This window comes from Streptomyces sp. NPDC028368 (assembly GCF_055565615.1).
On the sequence record NZ_JBVHTY010000007.1, the window covers coordinates 224,311 to 250,381 of the forward strand.

General features: G+C 71.8%; 22 protein-coding genes, 1 tRNA gene and 1 pseudogene. 11 read left to right on the top strand and 13 right to left on the bottom strand.

Features of this window, described 5'->3' with window-relative positions:
* Positions 1-3: 3 nt before the first annotated feature.
* The 3 genes and pseudogenes from ACZ4S3_RS18435 to ACZ4S3_RS18445 all read left to right on the top strand — a co-directional run.
* On the top strand, positions 4-696 hold the full coding sequence (locus ACZ4S3_RS18435; RefSeq protein WP_467934900.1) for a response regulator transcription factor: 693 nt from the start codon (positions 4-6) through the stop codon (positions 694-696).
* A complete protein-coding gene (locus ACZ4S3_RS18440; RefSeq protein ID WP_467934904.1) occupies positions 693-2,090 on the top strand; it encodes a sensor histidine kinase in 1,398 nt (465 codons plus the stop codon). The genes ACZ4S3_RS18435 and ACZ4S3_RS18440 overlap by 4 nt, the downstream gene beginning before the upstream one ends.
* 341 nt (positions 2,091-2,431) lie before the next feature.
* Positions 2,432-3,325: pseudogene (locus ACZ4S3_RS18445) on the top strand (chitinase); the annotation flags it as partial.
* Between the two features lie 57 nt (positions 3,326-3,382).
* Here the strand turns inward: ACZ4S3_RS18445 and ACZ4S3_RS18450 are convergent.
* Positions 3,383-4,312, bottom strand: coding sequence for a helix-turn-helix domain-containing protein (locus ACZ4S3_RS18450; protein WP_467934906.1), 930 nt, complete (start codon positions 4,310-4,312; stop codon positions 3,383-3,385).
* A 123-nt stretch (positions 4,313-4,435) separates the two neighbouring features.
* Here ACZ4S3_RS18450 and ACZ4S3_RS18455 point away from each other — a divergent pair, with 123 nt between their 5' ends.
* A complete protein-coding gene (locus tag ACZ4S3_RS18455; RefSeq protein WP_467934911.1) occupies positions 4,436-5,089 on the top strand; it encodes an NAD(P)-dependent oxidoreductase in 654 nt (217 codons plus the stop codon).
* 87 nt (positions 5,090-5,176) lie between these two features.
* Here the strand turns inward: ACZ4S3_RS18455 and ACZ4S3_RS18460 are convergent.
* From ACZ4S3_RS18460 to ACZ4S3_RS18475, 4 genes are all read right to left on the bottom strand, one after another.
* Positions 5,177-5,252: transfer RNA gene (locus ACZ4S3_RS18460), tRNA-His, on the bottom strand.
* 106 nt (positions 5,253-5,358) lie between these two features.
* Positions 5,359-5,979, bottom strand: a complete 621-nt coding sequence (orn, locus tag ACZ4S3_RS18465) for an oligoribonuclease (protein ID WP_467934915.1) — start codon at positions 5,977-5,979, stop codon at positions 5,359-5,361.
* 5 nt (positions 5,980-5,984) lie between these two features.
* Complete coding sequence (locus tag ACZ4S3_RS18470) at positions 5,985-7,271, bottom strand: helix-turn-helix domain-containing protein (RefSeq protein WP_467934919.1); 1,287 nt, start codon at positions 7,269-7,271, stop codon at positions 5,985-5,987.
* Between the two features lie 349 nt (positions 7,272-7,620).
* Entirely contained in the window at positions 7,621-7,893 is a 273-nt protein-coding gene (locus ACZ4S3_RS18475; protein WP_467934923.1) for a hypothetical protein, read from the bottom strand.
* A gap of 397 nt (positions 7,894-8,290) precedes the next feature.
* On the opposite strand from ACZ4S3_RS18475, the gene ACZ4S3_RS18480 reads away from it, so the two are divergent.
* Complete coding sequence (locus ACZ4S3_RS18480) at positions 8,291-8,812, top strand: universal stress protein (RefSeq protein ID WP_467934927.1); 522 nt, start codon at positions 8,291-8,293, stop codon at positions 8,810-8,812.
* Between the two features lie 349 nt (positions 8,813-9,161).
* On the opposite strand, the gene glmS is transcribed toward ACZ4S3_RS18480, so the two are convergent.
* Positions 9,162-10,988 carry a glutamine--fructose-6-phosphate transaminase (isomerizing) gene (gene glmS / locus ACZ4S3_RS18485; protein WP_467934932.1) on the bottom strand — a complete coding sequence of 609 codons (1,827 nt, stop codon included), beginning with the start codon at positions 10,986-10,988 and terminating at the stop codon, positions 9,162-9,164.
* 103 nt (positions 10,989-11,091) lie between these two features.
* Positions 11,092-11,367, bottom strand: coding sequence for a hypothetical protein (locus ACZ4S3_RS18490; protein WP_467934935.1), 276 nt, complete (start codon positions 11,365-11,367; stop codon positions 11,092-11,094).
* 218 nt (positions 11,368-11,585) lie between these two features.
* On the opposite strand from ACZ4S3_RS18490, the gene ACZ4S3_RS18495 reads away from it, so the two are divergent.
* Together ACZ4S3_RS18495 and ACZ4S3_RS18500 are read left to right on the top strand one after the other, a co-directional pair.
* Positions 11,586-13,178: a beta-N-acetylhexosaminidase gene (locus tag ACZ4S3_RS18495; RefSeq protein ID WP_467934940.1), complete on the top strand. Its 1,593-nt coding sequence runs from the start codon at positions 11,586-11,588 to the stop codon at positions 13,176-13,178.
* A gap of 123 nt (positions 13,179-13,301) precedes the next feature.
* A complete protein-coding gene (locus ACZ4S3_RS18500; protein ID WP_467934943.1) occupies positions 13,302-13,493 on the top strand; it encodes a hypothetical protein in 192 nt (63 codons plus the stop codon).
* Here ACZ4S3_RS18500 and ACZ4S3_RS18505 read toward each other — a convergent pair.
* The 4 genes from ACZ4S3_RS18505 to ACZ4S3_RS18520 are packed head-to-tail and all read right to left on the bottom strand — an operon-like array spanning position 13,490 to position 19,297.
* Positions 13,490-14,656 carry an acyl-CoA dehydrogenase family protein gene (locus ACZ4S3_RS18505; protein ID WP_467934947.1) on the bottom strand — a complete coding sequence of 389 codons (1,167 nt, stop codon included), beginning with the start codon at positions 14,654-14,656 and terminating at the stop codon, positions 13,490-13,492. The two genes, ACZ4S3_RS18500 and ACZ4S3_RS18505, sit on opposite strands and share 4 nt — an antisense overlap.
* Before the next feature lie 2 nt (positions 14,657-14,658).
* Positions 14,659-15,609 carry a hydroxymethylglutaryl-CoA lyase gene (locus ACZ4S3_RS18510; RefSeq protein ID WP_467934951.1) on the bottom strand — a complete coding sequence of 317 codons (951 nt, stop codon included), beginning with the start codon at positions 15,607-15,609 and terminating at the stop codon, positions 14,659-14,661.
* The gene (locus ACZ4S3_RS18515; protein ID WP_467934954.1) at positions 15,606-17,573 is read right to left on the bottom strand and encodes an acetyl/propionyl/methylcrotonyl-CoA carboxylase subunit alpha; all 1,968 of its coding nucleotides are present in this window, start codon (positions 17,571-17,573) and stop codon (positions 15,606-15,608) included. The genes ACZ4S3_RS18510 and ACZ4S3_RS18515 overlap by 4 nt, the downstream gene beginning before the upstream one ends.
* A gap of 56 nt (positions 17,574-17,629) precedes the next feature.
* Positions 17,630-19,297: a carboxyl transferase domain-containing protein gene (locus ACZ4S3_RS18520; RefSeq protein ID WP_467934956.1), complete on the bottom strand. Its 1,668-nt coding sequence runs from the start codon at positions 19,295-19,297 to the stop codon at positions 17,630-17,632.
* A 132-nt stretch (positions 19,298-19,429) separates the two neighbouring features.
* Here ACZ4S3_RS18520 and ACZ4S3_RS18525 point away from each other — a divergent pair, with 132 nt between their 5' ends.
* The 3 genes from ACZ4S3_RS18525 to ACZ4S3_RS18535 all read left to right on the top strand — a co-directional run bounded on the left by ACZ4S3_RS18525 (position 19,430) and on the right by ACZ4S3_RS18535 (position 22,260).
* On the top strand, positions 19,430-20,071 hold the full coding sequence (locus ACZ4S3_RS18525; RefSeq protein ID WP_467934959.1) for an SACE_7040 family transcriptional regulator: 642 nt from the start codon (positions 19,430-19,432) through the stop codon (positions 20,069-20,071).
* 114 nt (positions 20,072-20,185) lie between these two features.
* Positions 20,186-21,343 (top strand): acyl-CoA dehydrogenase family protein, encoded by a 1,158-nt coding sequence (locus ACZ4S3_RS18530; protein WP_467934961.1) that lies wholly within the window; start codon positions 20,186-20,188, stop codon positions 21,341-21,343.
* Positions 21,344-21,363: 20 nt separating this feature from the next.
* Positions 21,364-22,260, top strand: a complete 897-nt coding sequence (locus ACZ4S3_RS18535) for an acyl-CoA thioesterase (RefSeq protein WP_467934965.1) — start codon at positions 21,364-21,366, stop codon at positions 22,258-22,260.
* Positions 22,261-22,300: 40 nt separating this feature from the next.
* Here ACZ4S3_RS18535 and ACZ4S3_RS18540 read toward each other — a convergent pair whose 3' ends face one another.
* Positions 22,301-23,098 carry a phosphatase gene (locus tag ACZ4S3_RS18540; protein ID WP_467934968.1) on the bottom strand — a complete coding sequence of 266 codons (798 nt, stop codon included), beginning with the start codon at positions 23,096-23,098 and terminating at the stop codon, positions 22,301-22,303.
* 161 nt (positions 23,099-23,259) lie between these two features.
* Here ACZ4S3_RS18540 and speB point away from each other — a divergent pair, with 161 nt between their 5' ends.
* Complete coding sequence (speB, locus tag ACZ4S3_RS18545; protein ID WP_467934971.1) at positions 23,260-24,246, top strand: agmatinase; 987 nt, start codon at positions 23,260-23,262, stop codon at positions 24,244-24,246.
* A 143-nt stretch (positions 24,247-24,389) separates the two neighbouring features.
* Here the strand turns inward: speB and ACZ4S3_RS18550 are convergent, their stop codons facing one another.
* Complete coding sequence (locus ACZ4S3_RS18550; protein WP_467934975.1) at positions 24,390-25,967, bottom strand: PucR family transcriptional regulator; 1,578 nt, start codon at positions 25,965-25,967, stop codon at positions 24,390-24,392.
* Between the last annotated feature and the right edge of the window lie 104 nt (positions 25,968-26,071).

A 26,071-nucleotide genomic window follows, 5' to 3' on the forward strand; every position in this document is an offset into this window, starting at 1 on the left:
CCCATGGCACGTGTACTCGTCGTCGAGGACGATCAGTTCGTACGCTCGGCCCTCATCCGGCATCTGACCGAGGCCTCCCACACGGTACGCAGCGTCGGCACCGCTCTGGAGGCGCTGCGCGAGGTGGCGCACGTCGGCTTCGACGTCGTCATCCTCGACCTGGGGCTGCCGGACCTGGACGGGTCCGAGGCGCTGAAGATGCTGCGCGGTATCACCGATGTACCGGTGATCATCGCCACCGCCCGGGACGACGAGGCCGAAATCGTACGGTTGCTGAACGACGGAGCCGACGACTATCTCACCAAGCCGTTCTCCGTGGAACATCTCTCGGCCCGGATGTCGGCCGTGCTGCGCCGTTCCCGCGCCACCGCCACCGGGGCGGAACCGCCCTCCCGGGTGATGCGGGTAGGGGGTCTGTCCATCGACCCGCTGCGCCGCCAGGCCGAACTGGACGGCGTCGCGCTCGACCTGACCCGCCGGGAATTCGACCTGCTGGCCTTTCTCGCCGGGCGGCCCGGCGTCGTCGTGGCCCGCAGGGAACTGCTCGCCGAGGTCTGGCAGCAGTCGTACGGGGACGACCAGACCATCGACGTCCATCTCTCCTGGCTGCGCCGCAAACTGGGCGAAACCGCAGCGAAGCCCCGTTATCTGCACACCCTGCGGGGCGTGGGTGTGAAGCTGGAGCCACCGCTGTGAGATGGGCCCTGGTCAAGGTGGCGCTGGCGGTCACCGTGATGGTCGTGGTCGCGTTCGCGATACCGCTCGGACTCGTCGTCAAGGAGATGGCCCGCGACCGCGCGTTCTCCAACGCCGAGCGGCAGGCCGCCACCATCGGCCCGGTCCTCGCCATCACCACCGACCGCACCCAGCTCGAGCGCGCCGTCGCCAGCGCCGAGACGGGCCCCGGCGGCCGGATCGGCGTCCATGTCCCGGCGAGCGGCAAGAGAGGCCACCCCGCCGAGATCGGCTCCCGGCGGGCCGCGCCGGCGGATGTGGCGGCCGCGGTCAAGCTCGGCCGGGCCTCCATCTCGCCCGTCCCCGGCGGCTCCTCGCTGCTCCAGCCGACCGCCGTCGCATCCGGTATCGCCGTCGTCGAGGTGTTCGTCCCCGACGATGCGCTCACCAACGGGGTCACCACCTCCTGGGTGGTGCTGGCCGGCGTCGGTCTCGCCCTCATCATCGGCTCGGTCGCGGTCGCCGACCGGCTCGGCACCCGGATGGTGCGGCCCGCGGAGCGGCTCGCGGGCGCCGCGCACGACCTGGGCAGGGGCAAACTCGGGGTACGGGTCGCCGAGGACGGCCCCAGGGAACTGCGGTCCGCGGCCGCCGCCTTCAACTCCATGGCCGACCAGGTCGTCCAGCTGCTCGCCAACGAACGCGAGCTGGCCGCCGACCTCTCGCACCGCCTGCGCACCCCGCTGACCGTCCTGCGGCTCAACGCCGCCTCGCTCGGCGACACCCCGGCCGCCGAACAGACCCGCGCCGCCGTCGCACAGCTGGAGCGCGAGGTCGACCAGATCATCCGCACCGCCCGCGAGCAGAAGGCCCACGCCCAGCAGGCCGCCGCCGCGGCGGGCTGCGACGCGGCGGAGGTGATCCGCGAGCGGATGGACTTCTGGTCGGCGCTCGCCGAGGACGAGGGCCGCACCGTGCGGGTGGCCGGCGCCGACCGCCCCGTACGCATCCCGGTCGCCCGTCCCGAACTCGCCGCCGCCCTCGACGCGATGCTCGGCAATGTCTTCCGCCACACCCCCGAGGGCACTGCCTTCGCGGTCGACGTCCACAACGCCGAAGAGGCGGTGATCGTGCTGGTCTCGGACGCCGGCCCCGGGATCGCCGACCCGGACGCGGCGCTGCGCCGCGGCCACTCCGGCGGCGGGGACGGTTCCACCGGGCTCGGCCTGGACATCGTGCGCCGGCTGGCCGAGTCCACCGGCGGCGACGTCCGGATCGGCCGCTCGGTCCTGGGCGGCACGGAGGTGCGGGTCTGGCTGGCGCTGGACGACGGGCAGGAGCGGCAGGGCGTACGGCGCGGCCACCGGCTGCGGCGCCGGCTCGGCGTGCGGGGGCGGCGGGCCGCGCGTACCTGAGCGGCCGGGCGCCGGGCGCGGGCGGGCCGGGCTCTTAACCACCCCCTTCCGCTTCCTTAAGGCGGCCATAATTCCGCCAACCGCCGTACGGAACCCGGCTTTTGTCCGTTTCCCGGCCGCTAGCGTGCGGACGCACCCAGGTGCACCCCCAGTGCACTCCCGCCCCCCACGTGACGACAGGCAGGCACGAGATGAGTTCCTCGGCACACCGCCGGCGTATGAGCCGCACCACCAAGCTGATCACCGCCGGAGCGGCGGCCGTGGTCGCGGCCGGCGGCGCATTCGCCGTCGCCGGTTCGGCCATGGCGAGCAAGGCGGGGCAGCACACCGGCCCCGCGCAGGCCGGCGCCGGCTTCGCCCCGTACGTCGACACCTCCCTCGCCCCCGCCTACGACCTGGTGGACACCGCCAAGAAGACCGGGGTGAAGACCTTCAACCTCGCCTTCGTCACCTCCGGCGGCGGCTGCGTCCCCAAGTGGGGCGGCTCCGGCGAGCTCGGCAACGACCCGGTGGCCCAGCAGATACCCGCTCTGCGCAAGGCCGGCGGCAATGTCCGGGTCTCCTTCGGCGGCGCCAACGGCTCCGAGCTCGGCATCGCCTGCGGCTCGGCGGACGAACTGGCCGCCGCGTACGGCAAGGTCATCGACCAGTTCCAGCTCACCAGGGTCGACTTCGACATCGAGGGCGGCGCGCTGCCCAACACCGAGGCCAACACCCGCCGCGCCCAGGCGATCGCCCAGCTCCAGAAGAAGCACCCCGGCCTGGACGTCTCCTTCACCCTCCCGGTCATGCCCGAGGGCCTGACCCAGGACGGCGTGAACCTCGTCGCCGACGCCAAGAAGAACGGCGTCAAGATCTCCGCCGTCAACATCATGGCGATGGACTACGGCGCCTCCTACGACGGCGACATGGGCACCTACGCCACCAAGGCCGCCACCGCCACCCAGGGCCAGCTCAAGAAGGCGCTCGGCCTGAGCGACGCGGACGCCTGGAAGACCGTGGCGGTGACCCCGATGATCGGCGTCAACGACGTCCAGAACGAGGTCTTCAAGACCGATGACGCCACCGAGCTGGTGAAGTTCGCGCAGGACAAGCACCTGGGCTCGCTGTCGATGTGGTCCTCGACCCGCGACAAGGCCTGCACCGGCGGCGGCAACTCCGCGCAGCCCACCTGCAGTTCCATCGACCAGGCCCCGCTGGCCTTCACCAAGGCCTTCGGCGCCTACACAGGCTGACCTCCCCCCGAGGCGGGGCGCAGCGGACTTCCCCCCACCCGCTGCGCCCCGCCGCCTTTATGACTCCGCGGCGCCCGCTGCGCCCCGTACGGCCGCCCGGAACGCGATCGGCGTCGTCCCGGCCCGCCGCTGGAAGAACTTGGTGAAGTTGGTGGCGTCGGCGAAGCCCAGCCGGTCCGCGATCCTGGCGGCCGACTGATCGCCGTGCGCCAGCAGCCGTTTGGCCTCCAGCACCACCCGCCGGTCGATGAACTCCTTCGCCCCGACCCCGGCCCCGGCCTCGGTGGCCCGGGAGAGGGTACGGGGCGCATAGCCGAGCGACCGGGCGTAGTCGGCGACCCGGCGGCTGCGGGTGAAGTCCCGCTCCACCGCGTCCCGGAAGCGCAGATACGTCGCACTCGCCTCGCAGGTCCCGTCCTCGCCGCCCGCCTGCCCGCCCGGGTGCGCGGCCCGCAGCACCAGTACGGCCAGCAGATGCCGCAGCACCTCGAGATGCACCTCCAGCGGCAGCCCGCCCAGCTCGCCGAATTCGTGGTGCAGGGCGCGCATCGCCGCGTCCAGGCCCCGCGCCGCCGCGCCTTCCGGATGGCGTACGGCGGGCCCGTACCAGTCCTCCACCCGGGCGGCCGCCGCGGTGCCCGGGTCCACAAATCCCGCCTCGAAGAGCACCAGCCGCCCCTCGGCGCCGGTCAGGTCACCGAAGTGCTGCACCTGCCCGGGGCGTGACCACAGCAGGTCGCCCGGGGCCAGGACGTGCGCGCGGAAGTCGACGCTGTGCACCAGCCGGCCGCTGTCCAGGAGCAGCAGGTGATGGAAGCCGGGGCGGTGCGGCGTGGACAGCTGACAGGCGTCCGCGCGGTCGCGCAGCTCGTCCAGCGTCAGGACCTCCACCCCGGCGGGCCGCCCGGCCGGCGCGGAGAACGCCACCTCCCGGATCTCCGGTACGGCCTCCTCGCCCTCCTGCCACTCCTGTCGTCTTTTGACCATAGCTGGTCCCCTCGCTACCCCTAAATGCCCCGCTACACCCCCTAGCGTAGAAGACATCAGCCCAACCGCTGACCGAAAACGGAAGTCCGTAGCGCCGGACGCAACCACAGCTGGGAGACCCCCATGTCCACCACGATCGCTCTCTTCGGGGCCAACGGCACCATCGGCAGCCGCATCCTGAACGAGGCCCTGAACCGCGGTCACCAGGTCACCGCGGTCGTCCGCGACCCCGCGAAGATCACCACGACCCACCCGAACCTGACCGTCACCACCGGTGATGTCCTCGACCCGGAGTCGGTGGCCGCCGTGGCCGAGGGACAGGACGTGGTGATCAGCGCGGTCGGCGGCGGGGACGGTCCGGGCCACCTCGCCACGATCAAGCCCGCCGCCGAGTCGCTCGTCGCCGGTCTGCGGACCCTCGGCGCGGCGGCACCCCGCCTGATCTCGGTCGGCGGCGCCGGCTCGCTGCGCACCCCCGACGGCAAGCAGGTCTGGGACAAGGACGGGCTCCCGGAGTTCCTGCTGCAGATCATGCACGCGCACGGCGATGCGCTGGACCACTACCGCACCGTCTCCGACGTCCGCTGGACCAACCTCAGCCCGGCCGCCACCATCGAGCCCGGCGAGCGCACCGGCAGCTACCGGACCGCCACCGAGGACCTGATCACCGACGACGAGGGCAACAGCCGGATCTCCGCCGAGGACTACGCCGTCGCCGTCCTCGACGAGATCGAGCGGCCGCGCCACATCGGCGAGCGCTTCACCGTCGGGTACTGAGCACCGTCGGGTACTGAGCACCGTCGGGTACTGAGCGCGGGCAGGAAACACTCAAGGCCCCCGACCTGAGGTCGGGGGCCTTGACAGTGGGGTGAGTAACGGGACTTGAACCCGCGACATCCTGGACCACAACCAGGTGCTCTACCGGCTGAGCTATACCCACCATGACCGGTGCTGTGTGGTTCTTTTTCCCCACCGGCTGAGGAAAAGTGTACAGGGTCTTGAGGGGTGCTCGCTCCCGGGTTTCGTGGGCCCGGGAGCGAGCTGCGTCACTGCGGCGTGGCCTGCGGATCGGCGGGCAGCACGTGCTTCGCCGCGATCGCCTTGGCGGTGTCGGAATCCGGGCCCGGCTGCGGCACGAAGACCGCCTCCCGGTAGTACCGCAGTTCCGCGATGGATTCGCGGATGTCGGCCAGCGCCCGGTGATTGCCGCTCTTGTCCGGACTGTTGAAGTAGGCCCGCGGATACCAGCGCCGGGCCAGCTCCTTCACGGACGACACATCGACGATCCGGTAGTGCAGATACGTCTCCAGCGTCGGCATGTCGCGCAGCAGAAATCCCCGGTCGGTGCCGACGGAGTTCCCGCACAGCGGGGCCTTCCCCGGCTCCGGCACATGCTGCTTGATGTACGCCAGCACCTGCGCCTCGGCGTCCTCCAGCGTCGTACCGCGGTCCAGCTCCTCCAGCAGCCCGGAGGTGGTGTGCATGGTGCGCACCACCTCCGGCATGGTGGTCAGTGCCTCGGCCGGGGGGCGGATCACCACATCCACCCCGTCGCCCAGCACATTCAGCTCCGAGTCGGTGACCAGCGCGGCCACCTCGATGAGCGCGTCATTCGCCAGCGAGAGACCGGTCATCTCGCAGTCGATCCACACCATGCGATCGTTCATACGTCTCACCCTACGGGGCGTTCCCGCTGGCTGGGCAGCACGGGGCGGCCCGCGCCGCGCGGGACGGGTGCCTCCGGCAGCCGGGCGGCGAACGCGTCCGACTGCGGTTTCCCGCTCTCGCCCGCGTCCGCGGCGGCCAGCGCGGCCGCCGGACCGTGCCCGGCCACCGCGGCGGCGGAGAACCGCTCCGCGCCGCCGGGTCCCATCGGGGAACGCTCGGTCCGCTCGGTCCGCTCCGGCCGCAGCGCGGGCTCGGGCGAGCCGTTCTGCGGCCGGCGCGCGCGGTACGCCGCGCGGTAGGCCGCGGGCGAGGCGCCCAGCTGCCGCCGGAAGTGCCCGCGCAGGGCGACGGGCGAGCGGAATCCGCAGCGCCCGGCGACCTCGTCCACCGAATAGTCGGAGGTCTCCAGCAGCCGCTGGGCCTGGAGGACCCGCTGGGTGATCAGCCACTGGAGCGGAGCGCTCCCGGTAAGGGAACGGAAACGCCGGTCGAAGGTGCGACGGCTCATATACGCGCGGGCGGCCAGGGTCTCCACGTCGAACTGCTCGTGGAGGTGCTCCAGCGCCCAGGCGACGACCTCGGCCAGCGGGTCGGCGCCGATCTCTTCAGGTAACGACCTGTCGAGGTAGCGCTGGTGCCCCATGTCCGAGGCGGTGCGGCGCGGCGGTACGACCAGCCGGCGGGCCAGTGCGTTGGCGGCGTCCGCGCCATGGTCGGTCCGCACGATGTGCAGACACAGGTCGATGCCGGCCGCCGTCCCCGCGGAGGTGAGCACATCGCCGTCGTCGACGAAGAGCTCGCGGGGGTCCACATGGACGGACGGATAACGCTTGGCGAGCGTCGGCGCGTACATCCAGTGGGTGGTGGCCGGACGGCCGTCGAGCAGTCCGGCCGCGGCGAGGACGAACGCCCCCGTGCACAGCCCGACGATTCTGGCCCCTTCTTCATGCGCGCGGCGCAGCGCTTCGAGCGCGGCGGGCGGCGGGGCCTGGGTGATGGAACGCCAGGCCGGTACGACGACCGTCCCGGCACGGGAGATCGCCTCCAGCCCGTAGGGGGCGGATAGTTCGAGCCCCCCGGTCGTGCGCAAAGGCGCATCTTCGCCCGCGCACACAAGTAGCCGGTACCTCGGAACGCCTGCGTCTTGGCGGTCGATGCCGAAGACCGAGAGCGGAATGGAGCTCTCGAAAATGGGGCCGCCACTGAAGAGGAGCACCGCGACTATTTCGCGGCGTCGTCGGGCGGCGAGCTTGCGTGCGGCATCTGGTACGGCAGCGGAGTCCTGGCTCATGGCACTTAAGCCCCCCTCGGTCGTCTCGCCCTCTCGGTCCTGCACAGTTCCCCCGCCATCACTACCAAGATCGAATCTACTGTGTCCCGTGAGGATGGAGTGCCAAGTTCACCACCCGCTGGTATGTCGATATGGGAACTTGGCGCGAAGCATTCGATCACGAAGCGTTCCACTCGTCGGCCCTGCATGGGAAGTACGCGTCTCGGCTCTGCCCGTTTGCAGTAGGGCACAACCATGCCGAGCGGTCCTTTCCGCCCTGGTCACACCCAGGTTGAGGGGTGGTGGAGGCAAGGGTCGGATCCCGGCTAGAAGTTGGCTGAAAACGTTCGCGCGCGGACTTGCGGCGGCCTCAATCGACCGGCGTACGCCGGTCATAGAGCCGGCTGCCGCCGTGCGCCACTACCCCGGTATATCCCGTTCTGTCCCGGTGTCGCCCCGCCTCGCGAACCCGGACCCTGGCCGCGGTCCGTTCGGATTGCCGCAGCAGTGTGCGGCAGGTGCAGGTCACCGCCGCGAGGCCGGCGGCGGTGCCGGCCGCACCGCCGGCCGACGTGCCGCTCGCGATCATCACGAAGGGCACCAGGACGCAGTTGAACGCGCCCCAGCGCACCACATCGCTCACTGAGTCGGGTGATCTCTTGGACGGCGCGGGCATCGCGGGCTCCCTTCCGGCGGGCAGCTACTACAACGCCGTCGGCGATCATGGGTCACCGCGATGGGTACGTACGGGGGCAGGCCGGGGCATTGCCATCCGCGCCACGCTCCGGCATGCTCCGGGGAACGTTCGAGGCCCTGGCCCCCTCGGCGGGCGCCCCGCGTCCACGGCGGGATCTGGGCAGCGCAGGAGTGGCGCCGTACTCTTGGGGTATCTGGTTGGGAAGATGATTCCCAGTCGTATCGTTTCTCTTTGAACTATGGCTCCCGCTCCGCGATCGAGCCAGCTCAGTCAACTGCCGGATCAAGTCAATCGCCGTTCCCCGTTCGCCCCTCCGCAAGAGGACGTCCTCGCCGAGACACCAATGGCCGGTCACGAATATCCCGAACCCGCGGACCGCAAGCAGGTCGCCGATCCGATGGCGGACCTGGAAGCGGCGGAAGACACATGCCGCTCCTGCGACCCCGCCTTCCAGCACGGCGTGGTGGTCGGCTTCGACGGCTCCATGTCGAGCGAACGCGCGTTGGCGTATGCAATCGGTATGGCCCGGCGCTTCGGCTCCGGGCTGATCATCGTCCATGTGGCCAACCGGCTGCCGACGACCGTCTGGGCGGGCTGTGAACCCCCGGTCTTCGTGGACGTCCCGGATCACCGCACCGAGGTGCTGGGCCTGGAGCTCGCCTGCGCCGACCATCTCACCGAGGTCCCCTGGATCCTCGTCGAGCGCGGCGGGGACATCTGCCACGAGCTGGAGGAGGTCGGCCGGGAGTACGAGGCCGACGCGATCGTGGTCGGGTCCACCCATGGCCTCGTCGGCCGGATCTTCGGGTCGGTCGCCGGACGGCTGGCGCGGCGCGCACAGCGCCCGGTGATCGTCATCCCCTGAGCCCCCGTACGGGACCGGGCTCCCGACGCACCGCCAGTTCTCCTTGGTTTGTGCACAGTTGAGGGGGCGTCATGGGGATTGTGGGCAGTTGACGCGTCCGGCCATGCGGAGAAGTGGATTGTGCCCTTGTGACGGGTAAGGGACCGTCACGTGTTCGCGGCACCGCCGTACGGGCCCGGGAGGCCGCGCACGCGCCAGTGACGTGCTGCCCACCGGGAGGTGACGGTCTCCGGGGTGGCGGCATCCTGCCGGCGTATGGGCGACGCCGGCACAGGGGAGGCGGTGGCTTTGTGCGCATGGTGGCGCGCACGAAGCCGCCGCCCGCCCCGGGACCGGGCGCTGCGGGTGACTACTCCACCGTGACCGACTTGGCGAGGTTGCGCGGCTTGTCGATGTCCCGGCCGAGGGCCAGCGCCGTGTGATAGGCGAGGAGTTGGAGCGGGATGCCCATCAGGATCGGGTCCAGCTCCGGCTCGTTCTTCGGGACGATGATGGTGTGGTCGGCCTTCTCCTGCTCCTGGTGCGCGACGGCCAGGATGCGGCCGTGACGGGCCTTGATCTCCTCCAGCGCGGCGCGGTTCTTCTCCAGCAGGTCGTCGTCCGGGACGATCGCGACGGTCGGCATCGCGGGCTCGATGAGCGCCAGCGGGCCGTGCTTGAGCTCGGAGGCCGGGTAGGCCTCGGCGTGGATGTAGGAGACCTCCTTGAGCTTCAAAGAGGCCTCACGCGCCACTGGGTAGCCGCGCACCCGGCCGATGAACATCATCGACTTGGCGTCGGCGTACTGGGCCGCCAGCTTCTTGATCTCCGCCTCGCCCTTGAGGATCTCGTCGATCTGTCCGGGCAGCTGCCGCAGGCCCTCGATGATCCGCTTGCCGTCCGCGACGGACAGGTCGCGGGTGCGGCCCAGGTGCAGGGCGAGCAGCGCGAAGGAGACCACCATGTTGGTGAAGCACTTGGTGGAGACCACGCAGACCTCGGGTCCCGCGTGCACGTAGATGCCGCCGTCGGTCTCCCGGGCGATCGCCGAGCCGACCACGTTCACCAGGCCCAGCACGCGCGCACCCTTGCGCTTGAGCTCCTGGACGGCTGCCAGTACGTCGTAGGTCTCGCCGGACTGGGAGACCGCCACGTACAGGGTGTCGGGGTCCACGACCGGGTTGCGGTAGCGGAACTCGGAGGCCGGCTCGGCGTCCGAGGGGATACGGGCCAGCTCCTCGATCATCTGCGCGCCGATCTGGCCCGCGTGGTACGAGGTGCCGCAGCCCAGGATCTTCACCCGGCGCACGCCGCGCGCCTCGCGGGCGTCGAGGTTCAGGCCGCCCAGGTGCACGGTGGAGAACCGGTCGTCGATCCGCCCGCGCAGCGCGCGGTCCACCGCTTCCGCCTGCTCGGAGATCTCCTTGTGCATGTACGTGTCGTGGGCGCCCATGTCGTACGACTCGGCCGCGTACTCGACGGTCTCCGGAGCGGACGTGGTCCGCGAGCCCTCGGTGGTGTAGGTGCGGTAGTCGTCGGCCTTCAGGGTGGCCATCTCGCCGTCGTCGAGGGTGACGACCTGGCGGGTGTGCGAGACCAGCGCGGCGACGTCCGAGGAGACGAACATCTCGTGCTCGCCGATGCCCAGGACGACCGGGGAGCCGTTGCGGGCGACGACGATGCGGTCGGCGAAGTCGGCGTGCAGGACGGCGATGCCGTACGTGCCCTCGATGTGCCGCAGCGCCTCGCGGACCTTCTCCTCCAGCGTCTCGGCCTTCGAGCGGCCGATCAGGTGGGCCAGCACCTCGGTGTCGGTCTCGGAGGCGAAGTCGACGCCGTCCGCGGTCAGCCGGGCGCGCAGGTCGGAGGCGTTGTCGATGATGCCGTTGTGGACGACCGAGACCTTGCCCTCGGTGTCGAGGTGCGGGTGCGCGTTCTCGTCGGTGGGCGCGCCGTGGGTGGCCCAGCGGGTGTGGGCGATGCCGGTGGTGCCGGCGAACCGCTTCGGCAGCCGGGCCTCCAGCTCGCGTACCCGGCCCTTGGCCTTGGCGGTCTTCAGGCCCGCGGCCTTGCCGGTGCCGCTCGCGTGGATGGCGATGCCCGCCGAGTCATAGCCGCGGTACTCCAGGCGCTGCAGGCCCTCGAGGAGCAGCGGAGCAACATCGCGCTTGCCGATATAGCCGACAATCCCGCACATACAGTGACCTCCGAGTGCATCGTGATGACGAGTGGATCGTGGTGACGGACGTACTTTGCGTTCTTGGTCTGTTCCGGTGTGCCCGGCCGCCCCGCCGGGCGGCTCAGCCGTAGACGAGCCGGCGCAGCTGGCGTATCGAGAGGTCCGGCGGGGACACGGCGCGGTGCGGCAGCTCGTGCGAGATCCGCTCGAAGATCGCCTCGTTCCGCAGCCCCTGGGACTGCAGCTCGCGGTGTCTGCGGCGGACGAACCCCTCGATGGTCTCGTCGAAGTACGCGAGCACGTCCAGGACCACCCGGGCTGCCTCGCCGCGCTGTAGCGGCGTGCTGCGCACCAGGTGGTCGAGAAGGTCCTCGTGGGACGGACGGCGATCGAGCACCCGTTGATACTGCGGGGCGGCGCCGGGATTCGCAAGAAATCTGCCCGATATCGGGCAAGTCCCTGAGATGGCGCTCGGAAAGTGGTCTAAACCTTGACCGCGTACGAGGCTCACGGTACGCATGGTCACCGTTCGGTCGCTCCATGCCATGCAGGACATGCCAGGCAAGGCGTGCCGGAATTCACCTGCCGTGCACGATGCTCGCGAAGGGACCGTCGATGAGACGACGCAGACTCCTCTTTTCGCTGCTGCTGGTCGCGGCGGCGGGGCTGGGAACCGCCGCCGCACCGTCCCAGCCGTCCGCCGCCGCCCCCGCACCCCTCGACCGGGTCATTCCCGCGCCCGCCTCCGTACGGCCCGGCGGGGATCCGTACACGATCGGCGCCGGCACCCGCATCCGGGTGCCCGGCGGATCGGGCGAGGCCGAGCGGATCGCCGGCTATCTGGCGGGCGTGCTGCGCCCGGCCACCGGGTACGGCCTGCCGGTCACCACCAAGGACGGCCGGGACGGCATCGTCCTGCGGCTCGGCGGCGCCGGGACCGAGGGGCTGGGCGCGGAGGGCTACCGCCTCGCCGCCACCGGCCGCGCGGTGACCATCAGCGCCGGACGGCCCGCCGGCCTCTTCCACGGCGTCCAGACGCTGCGCCAGCTGCTTCCCGGGGACCTCGGCAAGCACGCCGGGCAGACGGGCCCCCTGCGGATCGCGGGCGGCACCATCGCCGACTCCCCGCGCTACGCCTACCGCGGCGCGATGCTCGATGTCTCGCGGCACTTCTTCACCGTCGGCCAGGTCAAGCGCTATATCGACCAGCTGGCGATGTACAAGATCAACAAGCTGCATCTGCATCTCTCGGACGACCAGGGCTGGCGCATCGCCCTCGACTCCTGGCCGAGGCTGGCCACCTACGGCGGCTCCACCCAGGTCGGCGGCGGCAAGGGCGGCTACTACACCAAGGACGACTACCGCGAGATCCTGCGGTACGCCGCGAGCCGCTATCTGACCGTGGTCCCCGAGATCGACATGCCGGGCCACACCAACGCCGCGCTGGCCTCGTACGCCGAGCTCAACTGCAACGGCCAGGCGCCGCCGCTCTACACCGGCACCAACGTCGGCTTCAGCTCGCTGTGCGTGCAGAAGAAGGTGACGTACGACTTCATCGACGACGTCATCCGCGAGATCGCGGCGCTCACCCCCGGCCGCTACCTCCACATCGGCGGCGACGAGGCCCACTCCACCAGCCATGAGGACTACGTGGCCTTCATGGACAAGGTGCAGCCGGTGGTCGCCAAGTACGGCAAGACGGCGATCGGCTGGCACCAGCTGACCGGAGCGCACCCGGCCAAGGGCGCCGTCGCCCAGTACTGGGGCTACGACAAGACCAGCGACGCCGAGCGGCAGCAGGTCGCCGATGCCGCCAGGAACGGCACCCCCCTGATCCTCTCGCCCGCCGACCGCGCCTACCTCGACATGCAGTACGACAAGGACACCCCGCTGGGGCTCCACTGGGCCGGTTACGTGGGCGTGCAGCGCTCCTACGACTGGGACCCGGGCACATATCTCAAGGGCGCACCCGGGAACGCGATCCTCGGCGTCGAGGCGCCGCTGTGGTCGGAGACCCTGTCGACGTCCGCGCACATCGAGTACATGGCGTTCCCCCGGCTGCCGGGGATCGCGGAGCTGGGCTGGTCACCCGCGGACACCCACGACTGGTCCTCGTACCGCGAGCGGCTGGCGGCACAGGGGCCCCGCTGGGATGCCATGGGGATGGACTACTACCGTTCTCCGGAGGTGCCCTGGCCCGCGCGGTGAGTCCGCCGGCGCACGCAGGCGGGGCGGTCAGACCGTCCCGCCCCGCGGCCGGGATGAGCGATCGAGCCCGGCAGCTGCCGTTCGCTCCAGACGCCCAGGCCGCCGAAGGCGTGGGAGCCGCCGGTGTTCGGCACGGTCCCCGCGTGGGAGGAGTCGACGGGAGAGAAGGTCGCCGAGGGGATCTGGACGGTACTGGGCGTCAACGACGCCCCGCGCGGGGAACACGACGACCCGGAGCAACTGGCGGGCGCCGCTCCCCGACGTCCTGGCCGGCCCCGGAATGCCGCAGGGCCGGCCGTAGGGGCGTCGGGCTAGGACAGTCCCTGGACCCCCAGCTCCCGCGCGATCAGCATCCGCTGCACCTCGCTCGTGCCCTCGCCGATCTCCAGGATCTTCGCGTCCCGCCACATCCGGGCGACCGGGTACTCGTTCATGAACCCGTAGCCGCCATGGATCTGGGTGGCCTCGCGGGCGTTGTCCACCGCGATCTCGGAGGAGTAGAGCTTGGCGAGCGCGGCCTCCTTCTTGAAGGGCTCGCCGTGGACGAGGCGGGAGGCGGCGTCGCGCCAGGCCAGCCGGGAGGTGTGGGCGCGCATCTCCATGTCGGCGAGCTTGAACTGGATGGCCTGGTTGGCGCCGATCGGGCGGCCGAAGGCCCGGCGCTCCTTGGCGTACGCCACCGATTCATCCACACAGCCCTGGGCCAGGCCGGTGGCCAGCGCCGCGATGGCGATCCGGCCCTCGTCGAGGATGCGCAGGAACTGGGCGTAGCCGCGGCCCTCCTCGCCGAGGAGGTTGGCGGCGGGGACGCGGACGTCGGAGAAGGACAGTTCGCGGGTGTCGGAGGCGTTCCAGCCGACCTTGGAGTACGGGGCGCCGACCGTGAAGCCGGGGGTGCCGGAGGGCACGATGATGGAGGAGATCAGCGGACTGCCGTCGTCCTTGCGGCCGGTGACGGCGGTGACCGTGACCAGGCCGGTGATGTCCGTACCGGAGTTGGTGATGAAGCACTTGCTGCCGTTGATCACCCAGGTTTCGCCGTCCCGCACCGCCGTCGTGCGGGTCGCTCCCGCGTCCGAGCCGCCGTCCGGCTCGGTGAGGCCGAAGGCGCCGAGCATCTCGCCGCCGCACAGCTTGGGCAGCCACTCCCGCTTCTGCTCCTCGGTGCCGAAGCGGTAGACGGGCATGGCGCCGAGGGAGACGCCCGCCTCCAGGGTGATGGCCACCGAGGAGTCGACCCGGGCCAGCTCCTCCAGGGCGATGCCGAGCGCAAGATAGTCGCCGCCCATCCCGCCGTACTCCTCGGGGAACGGCAGGCCGAACAGGCCCATCTCGCCCATCTGGCGGACGATTTCGTACGGGAACTCGTGCCGCTCGTAGTAGTCGCCGATCTTCGGGGCGACGACGTCGTGTGCGAACGCCTCGACCGTGCGCCGGAGTTCTTCCAGCTCGGGGGTCAGACGGTGGTCCAGGGACATGGTCACTCCTGGTGGGAGTCGTGGGAGAGGGCGCGAACGGTGCGGGACGGGCTGGGCCGGCCCAGCACCCCGGCCAGCCACACGCTGGTGGCGGTCAGCCGGCCGAGATCTACGCCGGTATCGATGCCGAGGCCGTGCAGCATCCACACGAGGTCTTCGGTGGCGAGGTTTCCGGTGGCGCTCTTGGCGTACGGGCAGCCGCCGAGGCCGCCCGCCGAGGCGTCGACGGTGGTGACGCCGTGCTGGAGCGCGGCGAGGGTGTTGGCGAGCGCCTGCCCGTAGGTGTCGTGGAAGTGGACGCCCAGGCGGGAGGTGGGCACGCCCGCCTCGTTCAGGGCGGCCAGGAGGTGCTGGACATGGCCGGGGGTGGCGACGCCGATGGTGTCGCCCAGGCTCAGTTCGTCGCAGCCCATGTCGAGCAGCGCCCGGCAGACCCGGACGGTCCGGGCCACGGGCACCGGGCCCTCCCAGGGGTCGCCGAAGCACATCGACAGATAGCCGCGGACGTGCACCTTGTCCTCGCGGGCTCGCGCGACGACCGGCGCGAACATCGCCAGCGCCTCGTCGACCGTGCGGTTGAGGTTGGCCTTGGCGAACGATTCGGTGGCGCTGGCGAACACCGCGATCCGGCGGGCCCCCAGGGCGAGCGCCCGGTCCAGGCCGCGCTCGTTGGGCACCAGGACCGGCAGGCGGTGCGGGTCGAGGTCGCCCAGGAGCGGGAAGAGGGCCTCGGCGTCGGCGAGTTGGGGGACCCACTTGGGGTGGACGAAACTGGTGGCCTCGACCAGCGGCAGGCCCGCCTCGGCCAGGCGGTGGATGAACTCCGCCTTGACGTCGGTGGGCACCACCGCCTTCTCGTTCTGCAGGCCGTCGCGGGCGCCGACCTCGTGGATCGTCACCCGGGCGGGCAGACCCTGGGCGGGTACGGCCATGGGGAGTCCGGCTGCGGTCACGTCGCGTCCTCCGTCTGCTCGTGCGGGGCGACGACGGCCAGGATCTGGTCCATGGCGACCGTGGAGCCCGCGGTGACGTCCAGTTCGGTGACGGTCCCGGCGTGCGGTGCGGCGATGACGTGTTCCATCTTCATCGCCTCCACCACCAACAGGCCCTGGCCGGCGGTCACTTCCTCGCCGACGGCCACCTTGACGACGGTGACCGTGCCGGGCATCGGGGCGGCGAGGGTGTCCACGCCGTGCGCCCCGGCGGCACCGCTCAGCGTCGCCGCCACCGGGTCGTGGTCCTGGACGTGCCAGGAATCGCCGTCGCGGCCGAGCCAGTCGCCGCTGCGGTGGAAGGTGTGCAGGACGCCGTCGACGGTGATCCGTACGAGGTCCGGTTCGACCTGCCGGGAAGCGCCGGGTTGGATGTCGCGGGGGACCGGGTCGTGGCCCGGCACGCGCAGCCAGTGCCGGACCGGTGCGGGCTCGCCGCCCAGCCGGAAGCCGCTCGGAACGGCGAACGGGTCGCGCCAGCCGCCCGTCGGCACCTCCGGCTCCAGGGCCGCCTGCCGCACCGCCGCGGCCGCCGCGTACACCTCCTCCGGCACCGCGCCGTCCACCAGGCCGGCCGCCTCCCGCTCCACCAGCCCGGTGTCCAGCTCGCCGGACACCACATCGGGGTGGGCGAGCAGCCGCCGCAGGAAACCGGCGTTGGTCGTCACGCCGAGGATGACCGTCTGCGCCAGCGCGGCCCGCAGGGTGCGCAGCGCGGCCGCGCGGTCCGGCCCGTACGCGATGACCTTGGACAGCATCGGGTCGTAGAGGCTGCCGACCTCCGTGCCCCGGGACAGGCCGGAGTCCGTACGCATCCCGCCGCCCTGCACCTCGTGCAGCGCCAGGACCGTGCCGCCGGTCGGCAGGAAGTCGCGGCCGGGGTCTTCGGCGCAGATGCGTGCCTCGACGGCGTGCCCGGTGAGGCTGATGTCCTCCTGGCCGAAGGAGAGCCGCTGACCGGCCGCGATCCGCAGCTGCCACTCCACCAGGTCGTATCCGGTGATCAGTTCGGTCACCGGGTGCTCGACCTGGAGACGGGTGTTCATCTCCATGAAGAAGTACGAGGCCGGGTCCTTGCCGGGGACGATGAACTCGACGGTGCCCGCGCCCCGGTAGCCGCAGGAGCGGGCCGCCTGGACGGCCGCCTCGCCCATGGCGGCGCGGGTGGGCTCGTCCAGCAGGACCGAGGGCGCCTCCTCGATGACCTTCTGGTGGCGCCGCTGGAGGGAGCATTCGCGCTCGCCCAGGTGGACGACGTTGCCGTGGCCGTCCGCCAGCACCTGGATCTCGATATGCCGCGGCCGGTCGATCCAGCGCTCGACCAGAAGCGTGTCATCGCCGAAGGAGCCGCGGGCCTCGCGCCGCGCGGCGGCGATCTCGTCGGCGAGCAGCGCCTCGTCCCGGACCAGCCGCATGCCCTTGCCGCCGCCGCCCGCGGACGGCTTGAGCAGCACCGGCATGCCGATCTCCCGTGCGGCGGCGGCCAGTTGGGCATCGTCCAGCCCGCTGCCCAGGGAGCCGGGCACGACCGGGACACCGGCCGTCCGGACCGTCTCCTTGGCCCGGATCTTGTCGCCCATCAGGTCGATGGCCTCGGCCGACGGCCCGATGAAGACCAGCCCGGCTTCCGTGCAGGCGCGGGCGAAGCGGGCGTTCTCGGCGAGGAAGCCGTAGCCGGGGTGCACGGCCTGCGCGCCGGTCCGGGCGGCCGCTTCCAGGAGGCGGTCGATGGCCAGATAGCTCTCGGTGGCCGGCGCGGGGCCGATCCGTACCGCCGTATCGGCCTCGCGGACATGCCGCGCGTCGGCGTCCGCGTCGCTGAAGACGGCGACCGACCGGATGCCGAGGGCGCGCAGTGTGCGGATGACGCGGACGGCGATCTCGCCGCGGTTGGCGACCAGGACCGTGTCGAACATCGACGACATTGACGTAGCCATCCCTCTGGTAGTCATCCCTCTCGTGGACATCCCTTTCATGGAGATCACATCCGGAAGACGCCGTAGCCGGGCGCGGCGCTGTCCCTGGCGGGCAGCGGCGCATTGGCGCAGGCGGTCAGGGCCAGACCGAGCACCTGGCGGGTCTCCAGGGGGTCGATGACGCCGTCGTCCCACAGCCGCGCGGTCGCGTAGTAGGCGTTGCCCTGGGTCTCGTACTGCTCGCGGATGGGCGCCTTGAAGGCGTCCTCTTCCTCGGCGGGCCATTCCTGGCCGTGCGCCTCCAGCTGGTCGCGCTTGACGGTCGCGAGGACGGACGCGGCCTGTTCGCCGCCCATCACCGAGATCTTGGCGTTCGGCCACATCCACAGGAAGCGGGGGGAGTAGGCCCGGCCGCACATGGAGTAGTTGCCCGCGCCGTAGGAACCGCCGATGACGACGGTGAGTTTGGGGACCCTCGTGCACGCCACCGCCGTCACCATCTTCGCGCCGTGCTTGGCGATGCCGCCCGCCTCGTAGTCGCGGCCGACCATGAAGCCGGAGATGTTCTGCAGGAACAGCAGCGGAATGCCGCGCTGGTCGCACAGCTCGATGAAGTGGGCGCCCTTCTGGGCGGATTCGGAGAACAGGATGCCGTTGTTGGCGACGATGCCGACCGGGTGGCCGTGCAGATGCGCGAAGCCGGTGACCAGCGTCGTGCCGTACTCGGCCTTGAACTCCGCGAAGCGGGAGCCGTCGACGAGCCGCGCGATCACCTCCCGTACGTCATAGGGCGTACGGGAATCCGCGGGCACCACGCCGTAGAGACCGGCCGGATCGACCTTGGGCTCCTCGACGGTCCGCACCGACCAGGGGAGCGGGGCGCGCTCGCCGAGGGTGGAGACGATGGTGCGCACGATGCGCAGCGCATGCGCGTCGTCCTCGGCGAGATGGTCGGTGACCCCGGAGGTCCTGGTGTGCACCTCGCCGCCGCCCAGCTCCTCGGCGGTGACGACCTCGCCGGTGGCGGCCTTCACCAGGGGCGGCCCGCCCAGGAAGATCGTGCCCTGATTGCGGACGATCACGGCCTCGTCGCTCATGGCGGGGACATAGGCGCCGCCCGCCGTGCAGGAGCCCAGCACGGCGGCGATCTGCGGGATGCCCGCCCCCGACATCCGCGCCTGGTTGTAGAAGATCCGCCCGAAGTGCTCGCGGTCGGGGAACACCTCGTCCTGCATGGGGAGGAAGGCGCCGCCGGAGTCCACGAGATACAGGCACGGCAGGCGGTTCTCCAGGGCGATCTCCTGCGCCCGCAGATGCTTCTTGACCGTCATCGGGTAGTACGTGCCGCCCTTGACCGTGGCGTCATTGGCGACGATCACCGTCTCGCGGCCGGACACCCGCCCGATGCCGGCGATCACCCCGGCGGCCGGCGCCGCCCCGCCGTACATCCCGTCCGCGGCCAGCGGCGCCAGCTCCAGGAACGGCGAGCCGGGGTCCAGCAGGGCGTCCACCCGGTCGCGGGGCAGCAGCTTGCCGCGCGCGGTGTGCCGCGCCCTGGCCTTCTCGCCGCCGCCCAGCCGGGCCGCCGCGAGTTTGCCGCGCAGCCGGTCGGTCAGCTCGCGGTGGGCGGCCTCGTTGGCCCGCCAGGAGTCGGACGCCGGATCGTCCCCCACGCCCGAATGCGCTCGCGCGGGGGGACCTCCAGCACTCCCCAGCACCGGTGCCTGCTCCATCTTTACGAGCCCCCTTGCTCGGTCACCTGCCCGTCGCCGCGGTCGGCGGCCTGCGGGCATGCGCGTTAATGGGCGTTAACCACACTTCCTTCAGGTTAACGAGCACTAACCCGGCTGTCTACAATTGGCCGCATGAGTAATGCGCATGCACCCGCCGCGACCAGCCGCCGCGAGCAGATCCTCAAGGAGGCGGCCCGGCTCTTCGCCGAGCGCGGCTTCCACGGCGTCGGGGTGGACGAGATAGGGGCCGCCGTGGGCATCTCGGGCCCCGGCCTCTACCGCCACTTCGCGGGCAAGGACGCGATGCTCGCCGAGCTGCTGGTCGGGATCAGCGAGCGGCTGCTGGAGGGCGGCCGGATGCGGGTCGCGGAGGGCGGCGAGAGCCCCGAGGCGGTGCTGGATGCGCTGATCGACGGCCATATCGACTTCGCGCTGGACGACCGGCCGCTGATCACCGTGCACGACCGCGAGCTGGACCGGCTGCGCGAGGCAGACCGCAAGCGGGTCCGTCAGCTCCAGCGGCAGTACGTCGAGCTGTGGGTGGAGGTTGTCCGCCAGGTCCACCCCGGCCCTTCCGAGTCCCAGGCCCGCGCCGCGGTGCACGCCGTCTTCGGCCTGCTCAATTCCACCCCGCACCTGGGCCGGCCCGGCGCGCTGCCCGGCCGCACGGAGATGGCGGAGCTGCTGCACCGGCTGGCGCTGGGGGCGTTCGGGGCGGTGGCGGCCGGGCCGGTGGCGGGGGAGTCCATGGCGGCGGGGGTGCCGGGGGCGTAGCGCGCACCGGGTTTCGTTCACCTCTGGACAGTTCCGGTGACCGGCCGGTAGCTTTCGCCGGGTACAGAAGCTGAGCAAGCGCTTAGCCACACGGGCGGTCAAGGAGGCCAGGGCATGCGCCGTACGGTGTTCAACGAGGACCACGAGGCGTTCCGCGAGACCATACGCGCCTTCATCGAGGCCGAGGTCGTCCCCGTATACGACGAGTGGTACGCCGCCGGCCAGACGCCCCGCGACTTCTACTACAAGCTCGGTGAGCTGGGCGTCTTCGGTATCCGCGTCCCCGAGGAGTACGGCGGCGCCGGCATCGAGTCGCACAAGTTCGAGGCCGTGATGTACGAGGAGACCGCCCGCGCCGGCGTCACCTTCGGCGGCTCCGGCGTGCATGTGCTGCTGGGCCTGCCGTACATCCAGCTGCTCGCCACCGACGAGCAGAAGAAGCGCTACCTGCCGAAGTTCGTCTCCGGCGAGGAGATGTGGGCCCTGGCGATGACCGAGCCGGGTACCGGCTCCGACGTCGCGGGCATGAAGACCACCGCGAAGCTCTCGGACGACGGCACCCACTACGTCCTCAACGGCGCGAAGACCTTCATCACCGGCGGCGTGCACGCCGACCGAGTGATCGTGTGCGCCCGCACCGCCGCGCCGCGCGAGGACGACCGCCGCTTCGGCATCTCCCTGTTCGCCGTGGACACCAAGTCCGCGGGCTACTCCGTCGGCCGCAAGCTGGACAAGCTCGGCCTGAAGGTCTCCGACACCGCCGAGCTGGCATTCGTCGACGTCGAGGTGCCCGCCGAGGACCTGCTCGGCGAGGAGAACAAGGGCTTCTCCTACCTGGGCCGGAACCTGCCCTCCGAGCGCTGGGGCATCGCCTTCGGCGCGTACGCCCAGGCCAAGGCCGCCGTCCGGTTCGCCCAGCAGTACGTGCAGGAGCGCACCGTCTTCGGCAAGCCCGTCGCCGCCTTCCAGAACACCAAGTTCGAGCTGGCCGGCTGCCAGGCCGAGGTGGATGCCGCCGAGGCCGTCGCCGACCGCACCCTGGAGGCCCTCGACGCGGGCGAGCTGACCCCGGCCGAGGCCGCGAGCGCCAAGCTCTTCTGCACCGAAGTCGCGCACCGCGTCATCGACAAGTGCCTCCAGCTGCACGGCGGTTACGGATACATGAACGAGTACCCGATCGCCCGCCTGTACGCCGACAACCGCGTCAACCGCATCTACGGCGGCACCAGCGAAGTCATGAAGTCCATCATCGCCAAGGCCATGGGCCTCTAGGCCGTAAGGGCCAACAGCACGTGAACGACGCCCTGCGGTCCCTCCTCGATCTGCTCGACCTCGAACGGATCGAGGAGGACATCTTCCGCGGCCTGAGCCGCGCCTCGGTCGTGCCCCGCGTCTTCGGCGGCCAGGTCGCCGCCCAGGCGCTGGTCGCGGCCGGGCGCACGGTCCCCGCCGACCGCCCGCCGCACTCCCTGCACGCGTACTTCCTGCGTCCCGGCGACCCCGGCGCGCCCATCGTCTACACCGTCGACCGGATCCGCGACGGCCGGTCCTTCACCACCCGCCGCGTCGTCGCCGTCCAGCACGGCCAGCCGGTCTTCCACCTCTCGGCCTCCTTCCAGGTCCACGAGGACGGCATGGAACACCAGGAGCCGATGCCGAAGGCGCCCGACCCGCTGACGCTGCCCACGGCGGCCGAGATGCTGCCGCGCTACGCGGACCGGTTCGTCGAGCCGGGCGTCACCAAGCGGCTGCTGGAGGCGCGGGCGGCGGTCGATCTGCGGTACGTGGACGAGCCGCCGTTCGGCAGCGTCGGCGAGCCGCGCGAGCCGCGCTCCCAGGTCTGGTTCCGCACGAACGGCTCTTTGGAGGGCCCGGCCCCCATCGCCCGCCCGCTCCTGGACATCTGCCTGGTCACCTACGTATCCGACATGACCCTGCTGGACTCGGTGCTGCTCGCACACGGCCGGGGCGGATGGGCGGTCGGCGATGTGGTCGGCGCGAGCCTGGACCATGCGATGTGGTTCCACCGGCCGCTGCGTGCCGACGACTGGCTGCTCTACGACCAGGAGTCCCCCACCGCCCAGGGCGGCCGGGGTCTGGGCAAGGGCCGCATCTTCACGGCGGACGGGCAGCTGGCGGTGTCGGTGATCCAGGAAGGCGTGATCCGGGTGCCGCGGGAGCGGGAGTAGCCCCGCGGGCGGGTCACACCGGCCCGGCGGCGGCCGGCGGTCACACCAGCCCGGCGGCATCCAGCAGGTAGGCGGTCAGCGGGTCGTAGTAGCGCGGGCTGATGACGTGGTCGTCCAGCGGGACCGTCACCTGGAGCGTGCCCTCGGACTCGCCCAGGAACAGCGCCGGGTCGTTGCAGTCCGCGAAGCCGATGGTGTCGATACCGCGCTGGCCCGCGCAGCCCGCCCAGCCGTGGTCCGCCATGACCAGATCCGGCCGCGCGATACCGTCCCGCTCCAGCCAGTCGAGGATCGCCGCCATCGGCGCGGGGGAGTGGGTGTGCCACAGCGTCGCGCCGCGCTCCAGCATCGCGACATCCGCGAACTGGACGACCAGACCGTCGTCCACCGCCAGCACGCCCGGCACGGACACGATCTCGCACCCCTTGGCGCGCAGCGCATCGGCGGTGGCCCGGTGCACGTCCAGCAGCCCGCCGGGGTGGCCGGTCGCGAACAGCACCCGGTGCCGGCCGGCCGCCGCCTTGCGCAGCACCGCCGCCGCCCGCTCCAGCGCGTCCACCGTCAGCTCGGGGTCGATGGTGTCCTGGCCCTGCCGGTGGTGCGGATCGTCGTTCACCCCGCAGCGCTCCGCCATCACGGCGAGCACATCCTGCTCGTCCGTCCAGCGGTCGCCGAGCTCCAGCCCGAGCCAGTAGTGGCGGTCACCGTTGGCGAGGCTCCGGTAGTGGGAGAGGTTGTTCTCGCGGGGGGTGGCGACATCACCGGCGATCCGGGTGCGCACGAGATGGTCGACAAGCTCGGCGCGCGAGGGGGCAAGGGCTTCAGCGGCTATCGGCATAGCGCCATTGTGCCCGTACCAAGGGCCCGGGGCGGGGGAGTTCCGCACCGCGGACACCGGCCCCGCGCCCGGCCACCCCTGGCCAAAACGTCCAATGCCCCCGGAGTCATCCCCATAAATGTCCATGGGCCCCTTCGGCGGCCGTCCCTAACCTCACCCTCATGACCACCGCAGCCAGCGCACCGAACGAGCCCGTGGGCCCCGTCGACTCCTCCCGCATCCCGCGTTACGCCGGTCCGGCGACCTTCGCCCGCCTGCCCCGCCTCGACGAGGTCGGCGGCCGGGCCGATGTGGCCGTCGTCGGCGTCCCCTTCGACACCGGAGTCTCCTACCGCCCCGGCGCCCGTTTCGGCGGCAACGCCATCCGCGAGGCCTCCCGTCTGCTGCGCCCCTACAACCCGGCCCAGGACGCGTCCCCGTTCGCCCTCGCCCAGGTCGCGGACGCCGGCGACATCGCCGCCAACCCCTTCAACATCAACGAGGCCGTCGAGACGGTCGAGGCCGCGGCCGACGACCTGCTCGGCACCGGCGCCCGGATGATGACCCTCGGCGGCGACCACACCATCGCGCTGCCCCTCCTGCGCTCGGTCGCCAAGAAGCACGGCCCGGTGGCACTGCTCCACTTCGACGCCCACCTGGACACCTGGGACACCTACTTCGGCGCCGAGTACACCCACGGCACGCCCTTCCGCCGCGCCGTCGAGGAGGGCATCCTCGACACCTCCGCCCTCTCCCACGTCGGCACCCGCGGCCCGCTGTACGGCAAGCAGGACCTCACCGACGACGAGAAGATGGGCTTCGGCATCGTCACGTCGGCGGACGTGATGCGCCGCGGCGTCGACGAGATCGCCGACCAGCTCCGCCAGCGCATCGGCGCCCGCCCCCTCTACATCTCCATCGACATCGACGTCCTGGACCCGGCCCACGCCCCCGGCACCGGCACCCCCGAGGCCGGCGGCCTGACCTCCCGCGAACTCCTCGAGATCCTGCGGGGCCTGGCCTCCTGCAACCTGGTCTCCGCCGACGTCGTCGAGGTCGCCCCGGCGTACGACCACGCGGAGATCACCGCCGTCGCCGCCTCCCACACGGCGTACGAGCTGACGACGATCATGTCGCGGCAGATCGCCGCCGCCAGGCAGGGCCGGTAGGCACCGGGCGGCTTCGCGGGGCTGACGGACGGATCGCGGCCTACGGCTGAGGACCGGCTCGCTGCGTTCGGCGCGGCGGGCCGGTCGTCGCGTTTCCCGGTGCGGAGCCACCGCCGACACGGCGTGCCGGGGCGGTCGGGGTGTCAGTCCTGCCCGGCGTCGGTATGCCCGGCGTCGCGATGCCCGGCGTCACGGTCGAGTGTCCGCAGCGCGAACCACAGCTCCATCCGCGCATCCGGGTCCTCCAGGTCGGTGTCCAGGAGGCGGGCGATCCGGGTGATGCGCTGGCGGACGGTGTTGCGGTGGAGGTTGAGGGCGGTCGCCGTGCGGTCCCAATTGCCGTGCAGGGAGAGCCAGTTGTGGAGGGTGGTGAGAAGGGGTGGGGAGTCGGCCAGTGGCGCGAGAAGGGCCTGGGCGTGTTTCCGGGCGTCGGCGGGGGCGACGAGGGCGGTGACGCTGTGGGGGTCGGGGGCACGGTGGCGTACGAGCGGGGCGCGGCGGGCGAGGGCGCGGCGCAGGGCCGAGGCGGCATGCCGGTCGGCGGCCGGCAGCTCCGCCACCGGGACGGGGGCGCTGACGCCCAGCGTCCAGCCGGGGTGCGCGGCGATCTCGCGGTCGGCGGGGACCAGTGCGCGCAGGGCGGCGGGCGGGCCGGTGCGCGCGATGAGGGCGGTGCCCAGGGCGCGCGCGAGGGAGGCGGGGGATTCGGTGGTGTCGCGGCGGGGTTCGGCGTGGACGACGGTCCACAGAGGGTGGCCGAGCAGCGGGGCGACATCCGCCGGGCGTGCGCCGAGGAGCAGGCGGGCCAGCGCGGCGGAGTGGTCGGTGGCGGCCGGATCGCCGCCCGGCACCGGGCCGGTGATCAGCGACAGCAGCACGGCGGCGACGCCCGCGATGGAGTGCGCGGGCGGGTCGTCCGGGCGGGCGGCCACCACCAGGGCGAGGGGCTGATGGCTGGTCAGTGCGTACGCGGTCAGGTGGGTGCCGCCGGCCGGTGAGCCGGGGGCGGCGGGCAGCGTGTCGGTGGCCGAGGACGGGCCGCCGCTGCCGACGACACGGGCGAGCCGGCCGGCCGCGGCCCGGCCGGCGTCACCCGGCTCGACTCCGGCCGAGCCGTGCTCCCTGCCGTCCGGGGCGAGCAGCGCGGCCCAGCCGTGGACATGGCGGGCCAGCGCGCGCAGCACCGCGGGCGCCGGGCCGGGGCGCGCGGCGGCCGCGGCCAGGGCCCGCTGGGCCTGGCTCAGCCGGGTCAGTTCGTGGTGCCGGGCCTGGGTGACGGCCTGCCACACGGCGCTCTCGACGGCGGTGAACGGCGTGCCCGCGGGCACCTCGATCAGCGGCAGGCCGTGCCGGTCGCAGGCCTCCACCAGGGCGCGCGGAACGGTGTCGTGCACCGGCGCGATCCCGAACCCGAGCGCGGCGGCACCGGCGGCGACGGTGCGGGCGGCATAGCCGTCGAGATACGCCTCCAGGGCCGGGCCCGCGGTATCCCCCTCACCCGGCGCCCCCACCGCGTCCGCCAGATGCACCCCGGCCGTCAGCAGCATCTCGCCGCCCAGGAGATACGGCACCGGATCGGCCATCTCCGACGTATGCACCCAGTGGATCGCGATGCCTTCCCGCGGCCCGGCGATCTGCCGCAGGCCCAGGTCCGTACGGGCCAGGAGCGCGGTCAGCGCAACGGGCGGGGTGGACGGCGGCGGAACTGCTGGGGGCGGCATGTGCGAACCCTCCACTTCGGTCCGGGGGAATGGAGGAAACGTACACTTCAGCGTCGCCATGCCGCCTCCTAGGGTCAACCCCCAAGGCGGGCCGCTCGCTCCAC

What these genes read in the sequence shown, in the direction of transcription:
- ACZ4S3_RS18435 (WP_467934900.1), top strand. Translation starts at nt 4, where the DNA reads ATGGCACGTGTACTCGTCGTCGAGGACGATCAGTTCGTACGCTCGGCC.
- ACZ4S3_RS18450 (WP_467934906.1), bottom strand. Translation starts at nt 4,312, where the DNA reads ATGGTCAAAAGACGACAGGAGTGGCAGGAGGGCGAGGAGGCCGTACCG.
- ACZ4S3_RS18455 (WP_467934911.1), top strand. Translation starts at nt 4,436, where the DNA reads ATGTCCACCACGATCGCTCTCTTCGGGGCCAACGGCACCATCGGCAGC.
- orn (WP_467934915.1), bottom strand. Translation starts at nt 5,979, where the DNA reads ATGAACGATCGCATGGTGTGGATCGACTGCGAGATGACCGGTCTCTCG.
- ACZ4S3_RS18470 (WP_467934919.1), bottom strand. Translation starts at nt 7,271, where the DNA reads ATGAGCCAGGACTCCGCTGCCGTACCAGATGCCGCACGCAAGCTCGCC.
- ACZ4S3_RS18480 (WP_467934927.1), top strand. Translation starts at nt 8,291, where the DNA reads ATGGCCGGTCACGAATATCCCGAACCCGCGGACCGCAAGCAGGTCGCC.
- glmS (WP_467934932.1), bottom strand. Translation starts at nt 10,988, where the DNA reads ATGTGCGGGATTGTCGGCTATATCGGCAAGCGCGATGTTGCTCCGCTG.
- ACZ4S3_RS18495 (WP_467934940.1), top strand. Translation starts at nt 11,586, where the DNA reads ATGAGACGACGCAGACTCCTCTTTTCGCTGCTGCTGGTCGCGGCGGCG.
- ACZ4S3_RS18505 (WP_467934947.1), bottom strand. Translation starts at nt 14,656, where the DNA reads ATGTCCCTGGACCACCGTCTGACCCCCGAGCTGGAAGAACTCCGGCGC.
- ACZ4S3_RS18515 (WP_467934954.1), bottom strand. Translation starts at nt 17,573, where the DNA reads ATGTCGTCGATGTTCGACACGGTCCTGGTCGCCAACCGCGGCGAGATC.
- ACZ4S3_RS18520 (WP_467934956.1), bottom strand. Translation starts at nt 19,297, where the DNA reads ATGGAGCAGGCACCGGTGCTGGGGAGTGCTGGAGGTCCCCCCGCGCGA.
- ACZ4S3_RS18525 (WP_467934959.1), top strand. Translation starts at nt 19,430, where the DNA reads ATGAGTAATGCGCATGCACCCGCCGCGACCAGCCGCCGCGAGCAGATC.
- ACZ4S3_RS18530 (WP_467934961.1), top strand. Translation starts at nt 20,186, where the DNA reads ATGCGCCGTACGGTGTTCAACGAGGACCACGAGGCGTTCCGCGAGACC.
- ACZ4S3_RS18540 (WP_467934968.1), bottom strand. Translation starts at nt 23,098, where the DNA reads ATGCCGATAGCCGCTGAAGCCCTTGCCCCCTCGCGCGCCGAGCTTGTC.
- speB (WP_467934971.1), top strand. Translation starts at nt 23,260, where the DNA reads ATGACCACCGCAGCCAGCGCACCGAACGAGCCCGTGGGCCCCGTCGAC.
- ACZ4S3_RS18550 (WP_467934975.1), bottom strand. Translation starts at nt 25,967, where the DNA reads ATGCCGCCCCCAGCAGTTCCGCCGCCGTCCACCCCGCCCGTTGCGCTG.